Consider the following 18,169-nt stretch of genomic DNA (forward strand, 5'->3'; position numbering starts at 1 on the left):
ATATTAGTTGTTGTAAGTTGAATAAGTTTAGTAGCTTTGTTGAGAACGTTTAATTCTCAATAATCAGTTACCACTTATGCCAAAATTACCAATCTTAATGTATCATGCTGTTACTACAGATGCTTCTGAAAGTAACGGATTGACAATTTCTACTGAAAACTTAGAAGCGCAATTCCGTTATTTAAAAGAAAACGGCTATACAAGTTTGCATTTTGGTGACTTGCAACAACTAAAATCTCCTAAAGATTTTCCTGATAAAGCAGTTATTATTACGTTTGATGATGTATATGTAAATCAATTAGAATTAGCATATCCGCTATTACAGAAATATGGTTTAAAAGCTTGTTTTTACATTCCATTTCAATATGTTGATGGTTTTGATGAATGGAATACAGGAAACATAAAACTGATGTCTGTTGCACAATTAAAAAGTATGGATTCTGCTATCATTGAATTAGGTTTGCATTCGTTTGCACACAAAAAATACGATCAACTGTCTACAGCAGAAATCAACGAAGATTTTGATAAATGTAAGCAGTTTATTATTGAAAACCAGTTGAACGTGAGTAATGTGTTAGCATATCCGTATGGGAAATATCCTCGTAAGAAACCTGAACAACCTGTATTCTTTAAAACACTTCATGAACACAAAGTTGCATTTGGATTACGCATTGGAAATAGAGTGAATACGTTTCCTTTCAAAAACAATTACGAGGTACAACGCTTAGATATCAAAGGAGAAGACTCTTTGCGAAAGTTTAGTACTAAATTGCGACGTGGAAAATCATTTTTCTTCTAATATAAAACAAATGAAAAAATGGTATCTCTTTCTGATTGCAATCGCTATGTTAGGTTGTAAGTATACTAAAGACGACAAAAAAGCTAAATTTTTGACAGAGCTCCTTCCTACAAAAACTCCTATTGTCTTTAAAGAAGAGCTCACGCCAAAAGATAAAATAATTCATAAAGGAATATTCAGTCCAGATTTAGAACATTATTATTACACATTGTCAAACAAAGATTTTACCCAATTTGATGTGTATATCTTAGAAAAAAAAGACGGCAATTGGAGTCAACCAAAAAAAGCTTTTTTCAATAGCCAATACGACGATCACGGAATGAATTTTTCTCCTGATGGAAATACAATTTATTTTAGTTCTACGAGACCAACAAACATGAAAGATGTTGCGGAAACATGGCATATATGGAAATCAGAGAAAGTTAATGAAAAGTGGAGCAAACCTACGTATGTAGATGTTCCAAATCTTAGAAACAAACTTGTTTCACATCCTGTAGTAACAAATTCAGGAACTTTATACTTTCATTCAAGTAATTTAGATTATAGTGGAATGGATATTTATCATGCCAAAAGTATAAATGGTGAATATCAAGAAGCTAAAAAAGTCATAGCATCAATAAACCCTAAAGGTGATAAATGTACTCCTTATGTCTCTCCGAACGAAAAGTATATGATATACGCAACCGTAGGCAATCAACTAGATTTACATCTTAGTTTTAAAGATGATTCAGGAAACTGGATATACAAGAAAAAGTTAAGTAATGCGATAAATACATCAGGACAAGGAAACCCATTTGTAACTCCAGATCACAAATATTTATTCTACACAACTGGAAATCATCAAGGTACTAATTGGAACATTAAATGGGTGGACATTGCTTCTGATCTTGAGATAAAGTAGTACTTCATTATAAATTTTTATAACTAAAGGGTTCTTAAGTGTTGTAATGTAATTTTTAACTAAGTTTTTAGTTTAAACTAATTTTTTAGTTATATTTGATCGCATTAAAACATTTACCATGAAACATCTTTTATACATTTTTTGTCTAGCTAGTACTTGGTCGTTGTTTGCTCAGCAGAATGATACTAAAAAAGCAGACTCGATACAATTACATCAAATCAGAGTAGAGTTGGAGACTATTTTTAAGAAAGATCAAACCTTTAGGCGAATTTATCAAGAAGCCGAAAAGAAATTGGGTCGCGATTCCTTTGAAATGGAATATTTTTGGGAAGTTGTAGAAGCACAAGATAAAGTGCTAGAAAAACGTGTTTGCGCTATCATCGATACGCATGGTTGGCTAGGTATTTCGCAAGTAGGACGTTTGGCAAATACTACTTTGTGGGCTGTACTTCAACATGGTTCGGTAGCTTCTAAAGAAAAATATGCGCCTTTACTCAAAGCATCTGTTTTACAAAAAGAATCAAGAGCTATCCATTATGCACGATTGATTGACAGAATGCTAATCAATTCCAACAAAGCTCAATTATACGGTACACAGTACGAATATGATGACAAAGGTAAAGCTTCATTTTTTCCAATAGAAACACCAGAATTACTTAACAAAAGACGAAAAGAACTAGGTTTAAATTCAATGGAAGAATTTGCAGCTTCTTTAAAAATAGAATGGACACAAACATCAAAACAATGAAAAAAATACTCTTTGTATTACTTTGTGGGTTTACACTCTGTAGTTTTGCTCAAAAAACTTCATATTACAGGCATTTACGTTACAATCACGTTTCTCCATACATAGATATTGTTGGAATACATCCTATTGATAAAGCTACGGCTTCCAATACATCACATTATGTGTTTACCTATGATGCAGAAAATAGATTGCAAGAAATTATAAATAATCATTACCATACTGAAAAAGTGCATCCTTTGGCTTCTTTAGGAGTTTATAGAGTTGTTTTTGAATATTCAGGTGGAAAAGAAACAAGAACATTTTTCGATCCTAACGGAAAACAAATTTCCAATGACAGAAGCGTATTTAAAGAAGTATACACATTTGATGAAGCAAAAAATAAGATAGAACTTCGTTTCTTTGATCTTGCCAACAAGCCAATGGAATCCAATTGGGAAATAGCAAGATATACTTGGAAAAAAACAGCAAAATTTGTTGTAGAAAAACGATTTAATTTGCAAGATACTTTCGTAGATATTTCTCCATACTTTCCGTTTGGAATTACAGGTATTGCAATTGATGAAAATGGTAAGCCAAAAGGACATTACAACTTGAATGAAACTTTAGAGATCACCGAAAACATTTATGGAGTTGCGTCGTATCAAGATCAGTACGACGAACTCGGAAATCATATAACGTATACCTATCATAACAAAAACAATGATTTGGTAATGAATCAATGGGGTTATGCAGCTGGGAAAAAACGATATGATGAATTAGGGAATTTTATCAAATTGGAATTGTTTGATACCAAAAATAAACGCATTGCAGCACGAAACATTTACAGTAATAGTAATGTTCAACTCAGTGAAAATGCTTCAGAAGAAGACAAAACTGCTATCCGAAATGTATCTTTAGGATATTTAGCAGCTTTAGAAAAGTTAAAACCTAAATTAATGGCTGAAGTATTGAGTGAAGATTTACAAAAAGTTACCTTTAAATACGACAGAGATTTAGCTTCAGAATATATTCAAAAAACAACCAAAGAGCAAATGGTTGCGTATGCAAAAAACTGGAATAAATCTGGAATGCAATTTCCGTTCAATCCTACCAATACGATTGAAATTCAAGATGTATATGGCAATATTGCTTCTGTAAAATTGACATCTGACAATTGGGTTGAGTATTTACAATTAATCAAAACTAATGGTAAGTGGCAAATCGTCAATTTAATTTGGCAGCATAAAGACATGAATAGATACAAGCGAAAATAACATACTTTTTTTACTCGAATAGGAATAACATTTACAAGATACATGTAAGGCAAAAGAGTTCTTAGGGAAGAACTCTTTTGGTAGTAATAAAAAAGGGGTAATGTATTTAAAAAATACACTACTCAAAACTACAATATATCGTTGTTCGGTTATTTTTTTTTAGATAAATGAAAGGGATTTCATAGACGAATAGTCAAAAGATGTATTTGTGTCCGTTTATCGAATTCCTTTTTGAAGCAAAATCAATTTTACATATCTCGAAAAGACACCATACGCGTTAATTCCGGCAACAGCCAAACCAGGAACACCATCCATAAAGCCACGTTTTACGATATATTCATGAAAGAAACGATATAAAGGTTTGAAAGCTAGATGAAAATAAGTCGCCTTTTTTCCTTTTTCCAACATGCGTTCTGCTTGAAACCAAGCATAACTATCTTTTTTACTGATATAATGTAGTAAACCTTTGTAGGTGTAATGCAGCACTTTGTTTTTTAGCTTTCCAACAGTTCCATCAACAATAAGTTTTTCATGTACATTTCCTTCAAAATGACACTTTTCACGTTCTACCAATCGAGTCACATCGTTGTTGTGAAAATATAAAAAACGATTCATGTAAAAGTGTGGGAAATTCAACTTATAGGCAGTGTGTTTTCTCGAATTCATTGCTGCAACAATTTCTTTTTGAAGCTGATGCGTAATGCGTTCATCTCCATCTAAAAACAAAACCCAATCGCAAGTAGCAAACTGTAAAGCATGATTTTTTTGATTTGAGAAATTGTCAAACTTGCGTGAAAGTACTTTGCAACCATGTGCTTCAGCAATAGCAACTGTCTCGTCAGTACTCAATGAATCTATCACAATAATTTCATCGGCAAACTGTACCGAATACAGTGCGTCTTTTAGATACAAAGCTTCGTTATACGTAGGAATTATGACAGATAATGTTGGCATGACAAATTTAAAGCACAAAAGTACATATAATTTTTTCATTCGAAACTTTTTGGAAAGCCAATGAAAAAAATAAGTGTACGAATGAAATACTTCCTAATGCAACGCTAAATTTTATATTGTTTTTTATTTCAAAATTTAACGCTTGCAGAAGAAACTTATTAAAAAACTTTATCTTTGCAGTCTGTATGACAACAATAGACACTTCCATAATTATAAGCACCTATAACTCTCCTGAGTGGTTAGCAAAAGTTTTACACGGATACAACAATCAAACCTATCGGTTGTTTGAAATTGTGATTGCTGACGATGGTTCTAAGCAAGAAACGATTGATTTAATCGAAGAAATTCGAAAAGAAGTTTTTTATCCTATAGTACATGTTTGGCATGAAGATAATGGCTTTCAGAAGTCACAAATCCTCAATAAAGCCATTGTAAAATGTAGTACACCTTATATCATTATGTCTGATGGAGATTGTATTCCGCGTACCGATTTTGTAGAGCATCATGTAAAGCAGCGTGAAGAAGGTTTTTTCCTTTCGGGAGGTTACTTTATGCTACCAATGAATATTTCTGAGTTAATTACAAAAGAAGATATTTATGAAGGAAAATGTTTTGATGTTGCTTGGTTGAAAAAACACGGTTTGAAAGCTTCGTTTAAGAATAATAAACTGACTTCTGCTGGCTTAAAATCACGCTTTTTGAATGCCGTAACTCCTACAAATGCTAGTTGGAACGGACACAATGCTTCTGGATGGAAAAAAGATATTGTCGCTATTAATGGTTTTGATGAACGTATGCAATATGGTGGACAAGATCGTGAGTTGGGAGAACGTTTATTTAACTACGGACTCAAAAGTAAGCAAATTCGCTATAGTGCAGTTTGTGTACATTTAGATCATCCGAGAGGATATAAAAATCAAGAATCAATTGATAAAAATCTAGCGATTCGTAAAACAACAAAAGACGAAAATAAGAAGTGGACAGATTTTGGAATAGAGAAGAAGTAGTACACTTTCATTCAAAAATAAACAAACGCTCATTGTATGGTAATGTACAATGAGCGTTTTTTTCTTAAATTGAATATGTTAGGGTACGATATTATTTTTGATCTCCAAAAACTTCCAAAAAGTTGTCCAATTCACTAAAAGGATGTACTCGTACGTTGTATTTTTTTGCAGAAACTTTTAAATGATTATTCACTTTTTCGATTTCATTTTTTTGCGTAGTTCTATATTGTTCCATGGTCATAAAGTCTTTATTGCTGTGTAAAAGCTTTTCTTCACTTTTTGGAACTGAAATATGCGTTACAGGATATTCTATTTTTCTAAATTGAATCACAAAATATTCATCGGTTGATTTCGCTTCCAAAATCATACCTGGTAATCCTTGAAGTTTCCATGGTCCGTATGACAAAGGAATTTCTTCAGTATACCAACAAATATAAGTTCTTCCTCTAAACTTGGTGACTGCTTTTTTACACGTAAATTTTCCAATCTTCTTCGTATCTTCTTTTAATTCCCATTTGATATTAGGTCTTTTTTCTTTTCCGTATAACAAACTAGAAGTTAATGTAAAAGCGTTCGTAAAAAACATACTGTCAGTAGCTTTGTTGAGATACACTTCCAATCCATGACGTCTTGTTTTAGAAACGTCATCATACTCACTTACTTCAACTAAATCTTCATCATTATGCTGATTAATCACCGTTTTTCCATTCACTGAAACACCAAGTGAATCTTTAGAAGTTACAAAATGTGATTTGTATTCGTTAAATACTAAATAAGCATTATAGCTTTCTGAGTAATGATTGTCTATATGGTCATAATAGATAATACCGGTTCTGTTGTTTTGTGAATTTGCATAACTCAAAAAAACAAATGCCAACATTAAAAAAATATACTTTTTCATGGATCAAATTTTAAGGTTAAAAAATGTATTTTACACTAGCAAACATATAGAAAGGAACTAAGGGAATTGTGGTCACTGAATTTAAAAACGAACTTCGTTGTTGATATGAAAACTCGTCTTCATTTAAAATGTTATTTACTCTTAAATTATAAGACACTTTTTTGTCTTTAGGTTCATAAGTAAGCGCAATATTAAATACGTTATAAAAATCGTTTTCCAGTTCATAAACACCGCCATCAAGACTTAATGTAAGTGCTTCGCTGATGTCTACATTACTTTCAAGAATTACATTTCTTGAGTCAAAAGTAGACTTGGTATTATTGAAAGTTTGCGAATTTTTATTGTATTCAAATTTCAAATTAAAATTAAAAGCTGAATTAAAATACGAAGTGATTTCAAAATTATACGTTCCAAAATACAGTTCGTTTAATTCATTGGTGTCAATATTTAAAGGAACGTTTAAAAAAGAATGTGTAGTTTCAAATTTAAATCCTAATGATTTTACTAAAACGATTAATTGCTCTCCAAAAGCGTATTCTTTTCCTTCTCTTAATATAAGAAAAATATCATTGAAATTCACATTATCTTGTAAAGAAAATTGATTAAGAATTGACGCGCTTGTCGTTTTATATCTGAAAGAAACTTCATTATTAAAGGTTCCTTTCTTGTTTTTATTATTCAGTTTAAACTTAAATTGGCTGAAACTAAGTGGTTCAAATAAAATTCCACCACGTCTGAATGTATTATTATTTGTAAGATAATAATTCATCAAGAAATTTTGATTTTCAGGAAGTTCTTGTACTCTTGCAAACGAAAGATCAATACTTCCCCAATATCTTATATTTACATCCATATTATAGTTTAGAAATACTTTGTTTGTATCGTTGATATCATAGAAATTTGTATAAATTCCTCCTTTTGCTCTCAACTTTCTAGAATAACTATATACAAAAGACTTGCCAAGAATAAATTCATTCCTTGTATACGTTGCGTTATTTCTGTATGCATTATTTTCTGGACGTAAGGTAATATCAAACTGTTCTCTACTATTTTTAAAGGCAAATATTAACCTACTTTTTAATCTTTTGGCAAGTTTGAATGTGGCATCTGTTTGAAAATTCACATAGTGTAACCTTCTATCTACAACTTGATTTACAGGCGAATTAAGGACAAGAGCACTCAAATCATCTGAATTGATAACCGAGTTTTCATCTGAATTTGATAAACCCATATTCAATTCATTATTCAAAATGATTCCATTAGAAAAACGATACGTGTATTGAAACAGATTGAAAAAAGAGAGTTCTGAATTTCTACTATTATCAAAGGTTTGCGCTGTATTGTCAAACAAAGAAAGTGACGAAAAACGATTTCGTTTTACTCTATATTTTAGTTTATTTACAAAATAACTATTGGCTAATGATGGATTTTTTACTTCCAATTCTCCAAAAAATAATACATTTCGATTGTCGTTATTTCGTTGTTCTGTAAATGAATCTTCATCTTGAAAAAAGTAATCTGTAATAGATTGTAGTTCCTGTTCTTGTTCGTCTATTCCGATGAAATTAGTACTACGAATCACAAGATTCTTAATCTTTGTGTTCATTAAAAATGTATCACTAAAAGCGTTGTTAAAATTTACCACTTCATCAGGAAGAGAAACATCTATAATTTTTTGATTATATAATGGATTAATAGTTCGTTCATAATCATTCTCGCCCAATATTAATGGAATAGACTTATCGCCAAGTGTAGAAAACTTCTGTGCATTCAAAAATTTGATTTTCTTCTTTATCAATCCAATATTTGTACTTTGTTTTACTTCATGATCAGATTTAAACCCTTTTCCATATCCAAAAGCGACATTTCCAAACCATACATTTTTGAATCCATCTTTTATTTTGAGATTTAACGCTATTTTATCGGACTTTCTACTTTTTTTGAAGACTGTGTTCTCTTCAAAATTTTTAAGCAATTGAATGTCTTCTAATACCTCAGAACGAAGATTTTTAGATATAAAAGTGTATTGATCGCTGGCTAAGTCGTCTCCATCAATTAAAATCTTTTCAATTTCAGTATTCCAAAATTTAATGCGTCCTTCTTTATCAATACTTATACCTGGAATTTTTTTAAGTGAATTTTCAATAGTTTCACTGTCTTTAATATTATACTTTTTAATATCTAAGTTGACAGTGTCTTTACTAAACTTATTAGAGGTAATAACGACTTCTTCTAAACTTTCTACTTTCGATTTCACTCTAAAAATGGCAGGTTTGGAGAAATCTGAAACTTCTATTTCTGTCGATTCATAAAACAAGGAAGATACTTTTAAAAATACAGGAGTATCATTGGAATCTAATACAAAAGAGAATTTACCGTTGATATCTGAATACATATAATCGATCCTTACTTTTTCTTTTGAAAAAATAGAGATAAGTACATTAGGGATTGATTCTTCTTTCTCGTTAATTACAACTCCACTTACAGTAAGTTGTTGAGAATGAATCATTAAAAGGGGAAAAAAAAGCAATATAATGAAAGAAATTCTTGTTAAATTCACTTTTTTAAATTAAATTACAGTAATATTAACCAAAAACCAAATATTTATGAAAAAAGTTATTTATTTATCAGCAGCTTTAGTGTTTTCTGCATTTACGTTAAATGCAACTGGGGAAATTAAGGAAGACAAAAAGATTGACAAATCTAAAGAAGTTATCGAAATCGAGTTAGTAGAAGATGGATTTTTCTTCCAAGCTTATCGAGGAAGATGCTTAGATGGAACAACCTTTAGTTTTGAAGCTGATAATAGAGACGAAGCACAAGCTTACGTTAATGGCTACTGTAGAGGTCTTAGAGATGCAGAAAATTAGATGAGAGTTTAATTTGTGAAGATCCGTAAATGTTAGCATTTGCGGATTTTTATAAGTTTTTTAATACTGTTGTCTCAGTAAAACCGAAACGTACTTCATAAATAGTAAAGTGCTGTATTGCTAAATTTTTTCCTTTTATTTGGTTTCTGGTGAAATATTAGCTCTTCAAAAAATAATTACTGTTTGTAAGCACCTATTTTCCAATAGGTCTTTTCCTCATTGGTTTTTACAGTTGTAAAATCTAATTGTTTCATTTTGTCAAAATATTCCCAACAACCAGTTCCTTCACGGTAAATTGATACAATTAAAATACCTTCATCTGTTAAATGGGCTAACATTCTGTCCAACACATTTTGTTTTTCAGAGTCATGCACGTAATAAAACGCTTCATTGAAAATGATCACATCAAATTTTTGACTTGGAGTATACGTATGAATATCTGCAGTGACAAATTCTGCTTTTGGGAAGTTTTTAGCCTTTGCTTTTTGGATAGAAACATCAGAGAAGTCCATTCCTAAGAAATAACTGAAATTTTCAGCGTTTATATACTCATTCAAAACACCTTCGCCAGCACCCAAATCTAAAATACTTGGTTCTGACTTTGCATGTGTTTTGATATAATTGATAATAGTATTGTAACGTTCGGCTTCAATCGGATTACGTAAATTGTCCCAACGTCCTTTTCTATATTGTTTGTTCCAACGAAGTCTTCTTCTCCAGTTGTGAAATTTATCGATCAGATTCATGCTATTTTTTTATGTGTAAAGCTAAAAATTTTTCCAATTTTGGAATAATCATTTCTGGTGTTAATTGTTTGTATAAATCATGTGGATTTTCCTCAATCTTTTTTCGTTCTTCAAATGTGAACGTATCAAACAAATCTGGTTTTTCTTCTAATAAGTGAATGGATTCGTGTTGTTTTCCATCTTCAAAGCTTGCCCAGTGATCTTTGTTCACATACGGCGAAAATATGGTAAATGTAGGTTTGTTCAAAGCTTTTGCAATATGAACAATTCCACCTTCATTGGCAACCATTAAATCACATGCATACATGAGTCGTACAAAACCGCGAATACTATCTTCATAGATATCTAAAATAATACGTTCTTTGTTTTGACAAAGTGCATAAATTTTATCAGCTTCTGCTTTTTGATGTGGTGCATAATTGAACAGAATATGAACCTTATAATTAGACGTTATATAATCTACTATTTCTGCAATATATTCATACGGCATTGACTTTTGCGGAGTACTTCCCAGAATTCCCAACATTAATACAGGATGCTTGTATGAATCAAGCTTTGTATATGTTTTTTCGCTTTCTTTTAGAGTGATTTTTGGTTCAAAATCTGGGTTTTTTAATGGAAAAACACTTGTAATTAAGTTGATTCTATCTTCAATGGCTTTTCCGCAAACTTGCGTTTTTTCATCCAATAAATTAATAGGATGCGAATAGAAGCGAAGTGGTAATTTTTTGTGTTTACGTTTGTTTCCTATACGATATTTTGCTTTGGAAAAATAACAGATCAAGCGACTTTGTAATTTTGAATATGGATCAAAAATGATATCATATTTCTCTTTTCGAATTTTGCGAATCATTTTAATCAAATTCGGAATCTTTTTTAATTCCTTTTCATTGATAGGAATAATCGTGTCAATATTCGGATTATTTTCAATAACACCTGTAGTAAAATCGTATGCCATAAAATCAATATGACTTTTAGGAAATACTTTTTTAATATTATTAGCAATTACAGAACTTATCAAAACATCTCCAATACGCTTATTCTGTATAATTAATATTTTTTTCATCTAGTGTTATTATATATCTGGGCAATACGTGCAAAGTATTATTTTTTCGGCTTTTATTAAAATTTCATTTCATCTATTTGATATTTTATTTGTTGATTGTTATAACTAGGATAAAATATACTGCTTTAGTGAACCGTTCTGCTTTCAAGGATTAGAAGAATTTTTGTGTCTAAACTTAAAAAAATATTTTATTTAAATGCATTTAATATATCTTTGGGAAATATCCTCGAGTTATGCAAGTCGTACATATTCATCCAAAATACAAAGATAAAAAGGCAGCATTGTTAGCTTTTATCAATGAATTTGAAACACAAGGTGAATACGTAACCAAAGGTGAACGTAACGTGATCAAGTCTTTTAATTTGGAAGGAGAAAAGATCAATATAAAATCGTTTCGCGTACCAAAAGCATTCAACAGTTTTGTATACAAGTTTATCAGACCTTCTAAAGCAAAACGTTCATTTGAATATGCAGAGAAGTTATTGCTAAATGCTATTAAAACACCTTTTCCAATAGCATATATTGAAAATCATACAGCCTTCGGACTCAAGGAAAGTTATTACATAAGCGCACATATTGATTATGATTTTGATTTTCGTGCGCTAATTCACGATCCGTTATTTGAAAACCGTAGAATTATTTTAGAACAGTTTGCTGAATTTTGCTTTCAGTTGCATGAAAATAATGTCAACTTTTTAGATCATTCTCCAGGAAATACGTTGATAGTAAAGCGCGATCAGCAGTACGATTTTTATTTAATTGATTTAAACAGAATGAAGTTTGAATCGATGAATTTAGATCAACGCATGGAAAACTTAAAACGTTTGTGGTTATCTAAATTAATGATTCATATCATTAGCAAACGTTATGCAGAACTCGCCAACAAAGAACTACATGAAGTACAAGATGTGTTACTTAAACACAGTACAGAATTCAAGCGAAAAATCAATCGAAAAAAATATTTAAAGAAGAAGTACTTGAAGAAAAAGAGGAAGTAATTTTTTGAAACGTCATTGCGAGGAAGTATGACGAAGTAATCAGTTTGTTTAGTAACAGATTGCCACAAGTTTTTTCAAAACTTTCGCAATGACGTTTCAAAATATCTAAATCAGTTTAAGAAAAGTCTAAACTGCTACATCATGCTCGCGCAAAGCATCATTTAAAGAAGTCTTTTTATTCGTACTTTCTTTACGTTTTCCAATAATCAAAGCACAAGGTACTTGATAATCTCCAGCAGGGAATTTTTTCGTATAACTTCCAGGAATTACTACTGATCTTGCAGGAACTCGACCTTTCATTTCTATAGGTTCATCACCAGTAATATCTATAATTTTTGTAGAAGCGGTCAATACGACATTAGCACCTAAAACGGCTTCTGTTTCTACACGAACACCTTCCACTACAATACATCTTGAGCCAATAAAAGCATTATCTTCAATAATTACGGGAGCCGCTTGCAATGGTTCCAAAACACCACCAATTCCAACACCACCAGATAAGTGTACATTTTTACCAATTTGAGCACAACTTCCAACAGTTGCCCAAGTATCTACCATGGTTCCTTCGTCTACATACGCACCAATATTTACATAACTTGGCATCATAATAACACCTTTAGAAACATAGGCTCCATGACGTGCAATAGCATGTGGTACAACTCTAATTCCTTTTTCTGCATAACCGCGTTTCAATGGAATTTTATCGTGAAATTCAAAAATTCCAGCTTCCAAAGTTTCCATTTTCTGGATAGGGAAGTATAATACTACCGCTTTCTTTACCCATTCGTTCACTTGCCAACCAGTTGAAGTTGGTTCTGCAACACGTAATTCGCCAACATCTAGCAAGTCAATTACTTTACGAATCACAGCTTGTGTATCGTCATTTTTCAATAAATCTCGGTTGTCCCAAGCATTTTCAATAGCTTCTTTTAATGCGATCATGTTTGTATAAATTTTTATAGCTTTTATATCTGTTTTTTGGGTGCGTCCTTCGAGAAAAATCGAAGGTCAGGCTATTCACTATATCTTTTTGGTACATTTTGACTCCGCTCAAAGTACCAAAAAGGATGCTGTTACTATCCTTCGCACACATTCAAAGCGTAAAGATAAAATCTTAAAATGAATTATTTCATGAAAATTTACAGATCTAACAGATTCGATGAATTTATAACGAAATATCTTTTTTTAAGAAACCGTTTGCATTTTGTGAATTTGTTTTAAAACTATTCTAATTATTTCTTGGATACTTTCTACCATTTAGAAATTTTCCAATAAATGTATTCCGAACGCAGTAATGATAGCTCACAAAACAAACAATAGTCGTCAAAAGAATTACTAACAGAAACTTTGGAATGGCGCCAATTGGTAATTTCCAAACTACTAGAGGAAACAATGCAGTTAATGGTAAATGAATTAAATATACCCAATACGAAGCATCTGAAATATAACGCATTCGTTTAGAATATTTGCTTCCATAGCGGATAAAAAGTCCTGTAATTCCAAAAATAAATAACCAAACAATCAATGAACTAAAAGTGATCAATAATGGTGAATTGCTATTAGGTTTCAAATCTAAATCAGAGAACTGTATGATGATTCCTTGCGCTAAAACTAAGATAATTGCAAGTATCGTTGAAAGCCAATCAAACTTTTTAATGGTATCTAAGTATTCTTTAGACGTATATAAAATCCATCCAACAACATAAAATAAAATATAATAAACAAAGGTGTTAGTATCAGGAATTAAGGAAGTAGAAGAAGCTATCATTGGTGTTTGTAATACAGAAAGCATCACAAAAGTTATTCCTGAAAAACATAAAATTCGTGCCAATGGTCTTTGAAAAATCCAACGAAAAAACTTCTTGATTTTTGAAGTAAATTGTGGCGTTTTTTTCAAGAGTAAAGCCAATATAACAGTAAAAGCAGTGCAATAAATTAAATAGTATAAAAACCACAAATGCGAGGTGCTTTTTGGGATGTAAAAGCTAAGCTCAGAAAAAGGCGCTATTGCTTTTTGTAAAGGATTTGGTGTATTGTTGAGTACTGAACTCGCATATTCAAAAGAAAACGAAAGAATAGGAGCGAGGATACATAGAAATACGATGAATGGAAATACAATTCTCGATATTCTATTTTTGATCATTCTTAGCGGTTTTCGTTCATAAAACAACATAGCACCAAAAAAACCAGCGATTAGAAAGAAGATTTGCATTCGGAACGAATGAATCATCAATACTAAAAAGTCAGTAGCAATATGCGTTGTTTCAGGATCTTTTAATATCCATACATTTCCATGAACCGTCACATTATAGGTTAAAGCTGAATGCAATACCAAACCAAGCATCATCATGATAGCGCGTAAAGAATCTAGGGAATGTATACGTTGTGTCTTTTGCAAAACGAAAACTCAAATTTAAAAGTGCCAAGTTCTTATTTTTTATTTGAAAAGTATAGTGTTTTGGTAAAATAAATATTTTTAATTATTGTTTAAATGGAGAATCACTGGAGAAAAAATTTAAAGCAATCATTAAATTTTGTTTAAATTCTTTGTTAGAATCATTATTAATCCAGTTCTCTATATCTCGGAAGCTTTCATCCCAACTTAATGAATTGTAATTGTTCTTCCATGAATTTAGTTCATCTTCCAAGTTATCGATTTCAAGATTAACTATTTTTTTATAAATCAAGAGCATTTCAAATGAAGCAATGGCACTCGTATTATTTTTGGCTCTCTCTATAAACGCTTCTACTAAATTTTCATCAAAAGGAGTGTTATTTACTAAGCATGCTTCAAAATAATTGGTGTAGACAAAGTAATTATTTGGGTTTAGTCGTATAGCTTTAAGGAAGTTTTTTTCCGCTTCTGGAAACTTAGATAGAGATACATATTCAATAGCTAAATTATTGTAAGCAACATCATTATTAGGGTTCAATTCAATGACCTTATTGTAAGCAAAAATAGCTTTTTCTATTTGTTGGTTCTTATCATATACTGTGCCTAAGTGTTTCCAAGCAATTTCTGAGTTTGGACTGAGTTCTATAGCCTTTTTAAAAGCTTCTATAGATTTTTTTAAGTCAATTTTTTTATATGCTGAAAGACCTATAAATACCCAATCATTAAAAGTTCTATTATGTTCTTCTGTATTCGATAAAGCATTCTCTGAAAAGATATTTACTAAAGTCCAATCTTGATTAGTGTAGTTGAATAGACTTTTTTTATTTAGAATAAAAATTGATTCTTGATGCTTTCTGATAAAATCAATTTTTTCAATTTTCATATTCAAATTGTTTAAAATGCTTTTGGCTTTTTTTTCGGTGTTCTTAACTTTTTTCCACATCAAGTCTGGCCTTTTAAAAAGGTATGCAAAAAGTATAAAAGCTCCACCTATGAATACCATGAAAATATTTACTGTAAATGAAATATTTGATTGTGACTCTTTATAAAAATTAGAGTTTATTTCATTATTTTGTTTTAAATCTATAATAGAATTTTTTAATATTTGGATCTCATTTTTTAACTCTATTATTTCAATATTTTGATTGTCATTTTTTATCGGATCTTTATTTTCCTGACTCAATAAAAAACTAGATATTAAAAATACTACAGAAGAAACTAATAAATTTTTCATCGTTAATTAATTTTTAAATACTCAATTAGCTAATTTAACAGCTAATAACCTAACGGTTTCCCGTAATGACTACATCTAATAGTCTAAGGAGTCTAACTATCTAAAAATCTAACATTCCTATCATTACCATAATAATTCTGACAATTTTTATACACATTGAAATATAAAGCTTATTTTTGCCAAAATTTTATATGACTCGTATTCTAGCAATTGATTATGGAAAGAAACGAACGGGAATTGCCGTTACTGACGAGATGCAATTAATCGCCTCTGGTTTAACGACTGTTCGTACTCATGATTTGATCAATTTTTTGAAAGAATATGTTGCTAAAGAAAATGTGGAACTGTTTTTGGTAGGAGAACCAAAACAAATGAACAATGAAGCTTCCGAAAGTGAAGTATTGATCAAAGAGTTTGTCCGCTTATTAACCAAAGCAATTCCAACAATTCCGATAAAGCGTGTTGACGAACGTTTTACATCAAAAATGGCTTTTCAAACTATGATTGATAGTGGATTGAAAAAGAAACAACGTCAAAATAAAGGTTTAATAGATGAAATAAGTGCAACAATTATTTTGCAATCTTATCTATACAAATAATACGAATATGATTTTACCAATTGTCGCTTTTGGCGATCCAGTTTTACGAAAAGTAGCAAAAGATATTACATCTGAGTATCCAAACTTAGATACCTTGCTTGAAAATATGTTTGAAACAATGTACAACGCTTATGGTGTTGGTTTGGCAGCTCCGCAGATAGGATTGCCAATTCGTTTGTTTATGATTGATGCGACTGGATTTGCAGAAGACGAAGAATTAGACGAAGCGCAAAGAAAACAGCTTGAAGGCATGAAAAAAGTGTTTATCAATGCAAAAATTTTAGAGCGAAATGGTGAGCCATGGGTTTTTAATGAAGGTTGTTTGAGTATTCCAGATATTCGCGAAGATGTATTTCGTCCAGAAAGTATTACAATTGAATACATGGATGAAAACTTTGAAAAACATGTAGAAGAATACGATGGTTTGGCTGCACGTGTTATCCAGCACGAGTATGATCATATTGAAGGAATTTTGTTTACAGATAAACTATCTGCCCTAAAAAGACGTTTATTAAAAGGAAGATTGACAAATATTTCTCGTGGACGTATCAAAGTAGATTACAAAATGCGTTTTCCTGATGCGAAAAAAATGCGCTAATTCAATAGAATAAAATAACGTTAAAAAAAGTGATGGAATAAGTACAATCTGTATATTTGCCATCCTTAAGTAGAAAAAATATAATATGAGTTTAGAAAAAATATTAGCTATTTCTGGGAAGCCAGGACTTTATGAATTAAAAACACAAACTCGTAATGGGTTTGTAGCTGAGTCATTATCAGACGGAAAAAAGATTTCAGTAAGTTTACGTCACAATGTAAGTTTATTATCTGAAATTGCAATTTACACGTATACAGAAGAAATTCCGTTAGCAGAAGTTTTAGAAAAAGTAAAGACAAAAGAAAGCGGCGCAGCAACTTCTATAAATCATAAAGAATCAAAAGCAGTATTAACAGATTACTTCTCAGAAGTGTTACCAGACTATGATCAGGATAGAGTATATCCAAGTGATATTAAAAAGGTAATTCAGTGGTATAATTTATTACATTCGAAAGGAATGACAGATTTCACCGCAGCAGCTTCTTCTGAAGAAGAATAGTACGGAAGTACAAACAAAGTTTAGTCAAAAAAAATCCAGCAATTTGCTGGATTTTTTGTTTTATATGGTGAAGCAAATTACTGTTTTTTAATTGCAGACTTTGCTGATTCATTAATAGCATCTACATACTTTTTATCGGCTCCAACTTCAGACATTCCCATAAACATAACACATGTTTCAGCATCACGTTTAAAGCAATACACAGTACTATTGATAGAAACACCTTGCGCTTTGCTGGTTCCTTCTAAGAATATTACTTTGATACCATTTATTGTTTTTTCACCTTTGTTTGATACTTCAAACTCTGGAGGCAAATTCCCTTCAAGTTTTGTTTTAGCATTTTCATAAGTTTCAGGAACAATCATTGCCATAATTACGGCTTTTGGATCTTCTGAAACATACGTGTTTGGTGTTGCTTGCGTGAAAAGCTCAGTATCAACTTGCATATCTACTTTTATAGACATGAGTTCCATAGCTCTTTTTTGCTTGTCAGCTTCTGTTTCTTGTGCTTGCACGGTAAATGCTACGAATAACATACATAGTGCGATAAGTGCTTTTTTCATTGTTATTTTAAGTTTAATAGTTCAAAAATACGGAATAG

General features: G+C 31.1%; 19 protein-coding genes. 10 read left to right on the forward strand and 9 right to left on the reverse strand.

Annotated features, from left to right (window positions below; all coding sequences use genetic code 11):
- The first annotated feature begins 76 nt into the window (after positions 1-76).
- From ACOQOS_RS21650 to ACOQOS_RS21665, 4 genes are all read left to right on the forward strand, one after another.
- Positions 77-799, forward strand: coding sequence for a polysaccharide deacetylase family protein (locus ACOQOS_RS21650; RefSeq protein ID WP_420572515.1), 723 nt, complete (start codon positions 77-79; stop codon positions 797-799).
- A 10-nt stretch (positions 800-809) separates the two neighbouring features.
- Positions 810-1,700: a hypothetical protein gene (locus tag ACOQOS_RS21655; RefSeq protein ID WP_420572516.1), complete on the forward strand. Its 891-nt coding sequence runs from the start codon at positions 810-812 to the stop codon at positions 1,698-1,700.
- Between the two features lie 118 nt (positions 1,701-1,818).
- Positions 1,819-2,448 (forward strand): DUF6624 domain-containing protein, encoded by a 630-nt coding sequence (locus tag ACOQOS_RS21660; protein ID WP_420572517.1) that lies wholly within the window; start codon positions 1,819-1,821, stop codon positions 2,446-2,448.
- The gene (locus ACOQOS_RS21665; RefSeq protein WP_420572518.1) at positions 2,445-3,701 is read left to right on the forward strand and encodes a nuclear transport factor 2 family protein; all 1,257 of its coding nucleotides are present in this window, start codon (positions 2,445-2,447) and stop codon (positions 3,699-3,701) included. The genes ACOQOS_RS21660 and ACOQOS_RS21665 overlap by 4 nt, the downstream gene beginning before the upstream one ends.
- 216 nt (positions 3,702-3,917) lie before the next feature.
- Here ACOQOS_RS21665 and ACOQOS_RS21670 read toward each other — a convergent pair whose 3' ends face one another.
- Positions 3,918-4,694, reverse strand: coding sequence for a glycosyltransferase family 2 protein (locus ACOQOS_RS21670; protein WP_420572519.1), 777 nt, complete (start codon positions 4,692-4,694; stop codon positions 3,918-3,920).
- 146 nt (positions 4,695-4,840) lie between these two features.
- Here ACOQOS_RS21670 and ACOQOS_RS21675 point away from each other — a divergent pair, with 146 nt between their 5' ends.
- A complete protein-coding gene (locus ACOQOS_RS21675; protein ID WP_420572520.1) occupies positions 4,841-5,662 on the forward strand; it encodes a glycosyltransferase family 2 protein in 822 nt (273 codons plus the stop codon).
- A gap of 91 nt (positions 5,663-5,753) precedes the next feature.
- On the opposite strand, the gene ACOQOS_RS21680 is transcribed toward ACOQOS_RS21675, so the two are convergent.
- The gene (locus ACOQOS_RS21680; RefSeq protein WP_420572521.1) at positions 5,754-6,563 is read right to left on the reverse strand and encodes a GLPGLI family protein; all 810 of its coding nucleotides are present in this window, start codon (positions 6,561-6,563) and stop codon (positions 5,754-5,756) included.
- 16 nt (positions 6,564-6,579) lie between these two features.
- Positions 6,580-9,072: a hypothetical protein gene (locus tag ACOQOS_RS21685; protein ID WP_420572522.1), complete on the reverse strand. Its 2,493-nt coding sequence runs from the start codon at positions 9,070-9,072 to the stop codon at positions 6,580-6,582.
- Between the two features lie 97 nt (positions 9,073-9,169).
- On the opposite strand from ACOQOS_RS21685, the gene ACOQOS_RS21690 reads away from it, so the two are divergent.
- Entirely contained in the window at positions 9,170-9,433 is a 264-nt protein-coding gene (locus tag ACOQOS_RS21690) for a hypothetical protein (RefSeq protein ID WP_420572523.1), read from the forward strand.
- Positions 9,434-9,609: 176 nt separating this feature from the next.
- Here ACOQOS_RS21690 and ACOQOS_RS21695 read toward each other — a convergent pair whose 3' ends face one another.
- Both ACOQOS_RS21695 and ACOQOS_RS21700 read right to left on the reverse strand, forming a co-directional pair.
- Positions 9,610-10,179, reverse strand: coding sequence for a class I SAM-dependent methyltransferase (locus ACOQOS_RS21695; RefSeq protein WP_420572524.1), 570 nt, complete (start codon positions 10,177-10,179; stop codon positions 9,610-9,612).
- Between the two features lies 1 nt (position 10,180).
- Positions 10,181-11,245, reverse strand: a complete 1,065-nt coding sequence (locus tag ACOQOS_RS21700) for a glycosyltransferase family 9 protein (protein WP_420572525.1) — start codon at positions 11,243-11,245, stop codon at positions 10,181-10,183.
- Between the two features lie 233 nt (positions 11,246-11,478).
- Between ACOQOS_RS21700 and ACOQOS_RS21705 the strand changes: the two genes are divergently transcribed.
- Positions 11,479-12,243, forward strand: coding sequence for a lipopolysaccharide kinase InaA family protein (locus ACOQOS_RS21705; protein WP_420572526.1), 765 nt, complete (start codon positions 11,479-11,481; stop codon positions 12,241-12,243).
- Positions 12,244-12,369: 126 nt separating this feature from the next.
- Here ACOQOS_RS21705 and ACOQOS_RS21710 read toward each other — a convergent pair whose 3' ends face one another.
- The 3 genes from ACOQOS_RS21710 to ACOQOS_RS21720 all read right to left on the reverse strand — a co-directional run bounded on the left by ACOQOS_RS21710 (position 12,370) and on the right by ACOQOS_RS21720 (position 15,872).
- Positions 12,370-13,185 (reverse strand): 2,3,4,5-tetrahydropyridine-2,6-dicarboxylate N-succinyltransferase, encoded by an 816-nt coding sequence (locus tag ACOQOS_RS21710; RefSeq protein ID WP_420572527.1) that lies wholly within the window; start codon positions 13,183-13,185, stop codon positions 12,370-12,372.
- 286 nt (positions 13,186-13,471) lie between these two features.
- The gene (locus ACOQOS_RS21715; RefSeq protein ID WP_420572528.1) at positions 13,472-14,641 is read right to left on the reverse strand and encodes an acyltransferase family protein; all 1,170 of its coding nucleotides are present in this window, start codon (positions 14,639-14,641) and stop codon (positions 13,472-13,474) included.
- Between the two features lie 82 nt (positions 14,642-14,723).
- Entirely contained in the window at positions 14,724-15,872 is a 1,149-nt protein-coding gene (locus tag ACOQOS_RS21720) for a tetratricopeptide repeat protein (protein WP_420572529.1), read from the reverse strand.
- Between the two features lie 191 nt (positions 15,873-16,063).
- Between ACOQOS_RS21720 and ruvX the strand changes: the two genes are divergently transcribed.
- The 3 genes from ruvX to ACOQOS_RS21735 all read left to right on the forward strand — a co-directional run bounded on the left by ruvX (position 16,064) and on the right by ACOQOS_RS21735 (position 17,568).
- Complete coding sequence (gene ruvX / locus ACOQOS_RS21725) at positions 16,064-16,471, forward strand: Holliday junction resolvase RuvX (RefSeq protein WP_420572530.1); 408 nt, start codon at positions 16,064-16,066, stop codon at positions 16,469-16,471.
- A 7-nt stretch (positions 16,472-16,478) separates the two neighbouring features.
- Positions 16,479-17,069, forward strand: a complete 591-nt coding sequence (gene def / locus ACOQOS_RS21730; protein WP_420572531.1) for a peptide deformylase — start codon at positions 16,479-16,481, stop codon at positions 17,067-17,069.
- Positions 17,070-17,154: 85 nt separating this feature from the next.
- Complete coding sequence (locus ACOQOS_RS21735; RefSeq protein WP_420572532.1) at positions 17,155-17,568, forward strand: DUF5606 domain-containing protein; 414 nt, start codon at positions 17,155-17,157, stop codon at positions 17,566-17,568.
- Between the two features lie 77 nt (positions 17,569-17,645).
- Here the strand turns inward: ACOQOS_RS21735 and ACOQOS_RS21740 are convergent, their stop codons facing one another.
- A complete protein-coding gene (locus ACOQOS_RS21740; RefSeq protein ID WP_420572533.1) occupies positions 17,646-18,131 on the reverse strand; it encodes a hypothetical protein in 486 nt (161 codons plus the stop codon).
- Between the last annotated feature and the right edge of the window lie 38 nt (positions 18,132-18,169).

The organism is Kordia sp. (assembly GCF_965224175.1).
Taxonomy (GTDB): domain Bacteria; phylum Bacteroidota; class Bacteroidia; order Flavobacteriales; family Flavobacteriaceae; genus Kordia.

What these genes read in the sequence shown, in the direction of transcription:
- ACOQOS_RS21690 (WP_420572523.1), top strand. Translation starts at nt 9,170, where the DNA reads ATGAAAAAAGTTATTTATTTATCAGCAGCTTTAGTGTTTTCTGCATTT.
- ACOQOS_RS21650 (WP_420572515.1), top strand. Translation starts at nt 77, where the DNA reads ATGCCAAAATTACCAATCTTAATGTATCATGCTGTTACTACAGATGCT.
- def (WP_420572531.1), top strand. Translation starts at nt 16,479, where the DNA reads ATGATTTTACCAATTGTCGCTTTTGGCGATCCAGTTTTACGAAAAGTA.
- ACOQOS_RS21700 (WP_420572525.1), bottom strand. Translation starts at nt 11,245, where the DNA reads ATGAAAAAAATATTAATTATACAGAATAAGCGTATTGGAGATGTTTTG.
- ACOQOS_RS21660 (WP_420572517.1), top strand. Translation starts at nt 1,819, where the DNA reads ATGAAACATCTTTTATACATTTTTTGTCTAGCTAGTACTTGGTCGTTG.
- ACOQOS_RS21710 (WP_420572527.1), bottom strand. Translation starts at nt 13,185, where the DNA reads ATGATCGCATTAAAAGAAGCTATTGAAAATGCTTGGGACAACCGAGAT.
- ACOQOS_RS21685 (WP_420572522.1), bottom strand. Translation starts at nt 9,072, where the DNA reads ATGATTCATTCTCAACAACTTACTGTAAGTGGAGTTGTAATTAACGAG.
- ACOQOS_RS21670 (WP_420572519.1), bottom strand. Translation starts at nt 4,694, where the DNA reads ATGAAAAAATTATATGTACTTTTGTGCTTTAAATTTGTCATGCCAACA.
- ACOQOS_RS21740 (WP_420572533.1), bottom strand. Translation starts at nt 18,131, where the DNA reads ATGAAAAAAGCACTTATCGCACTATGTATGTTATTCGTAGCATTTACC.
- ACOQOS_RS21680 (WP_420572521.1), bottom strand. Translation starts at nt 6,563, where the DNA reads ATGAAAAAGTATATTTTTTTAATGTTGGCATTTGTTTTTTTGAGTTAT.
- ACOQOS_RS21705 (WP_420572526.1), top strand. Translation starts at nt 11,479, where the DNA reads ATGCAAGTCGTACATATTCATCCAAAATACAAAGATAAAAAGGCAGCA.
- ruvX (WP_420572530.1), top strand. Translation starts at nt 16,064, where the DNA reads ATGACTCGTATTCTAGCAATTGATTATGGAAAGAAACGAACGGGAATT.
- ACOQOS_RS21695 (WP_420572524.1), bottom strand. Translation starts at nt 10,179, where the DNA reads ATGAATCTGATCGATAAATTTCACAACTGGAGAAGAAGACTTCGTTGG.
- ACOQOS_RS21720 (WP_420572529.1), bottom strand. Translation starts at nt 15,872, where the DNA reads ATGAAAAATTTATTAGTTTCTTCTGTAGTATTTTTAATATCTAGTTTT.
- ACOQOS_RS21675 (WP_420572520.1), top strand. Translation starts at nt 4,841, where the DNA reads ATGACAACAATAGACACTTCCATAATTATAAGCACCTATAACTCTCCT.
- ACOQOS_RS21735 (WP_420572532.1), top strand. Translation starts at nt 17,155, where the DNA reads ATGAGTTTAGAAAAAATATTAGCTATTTCTGGGAAGCCAGGACTTTAT.
- ACOQOS_RS21665 (WP_420572518.1), top strand. Translation starts at nt 2,445, where the DNA reads ATGAAAAAAATACTCTTTGTATTACTTTGTGGGTTTACACTCTGTAGT.
- ACOQOS_RS21655 (WP_420572516.1), top strand. Translation starts at nt 810, where the DNA reads ATGAAAAAATGGTATCTCTTTCTGATTGCAATCGCTATGTTAGGTTGT.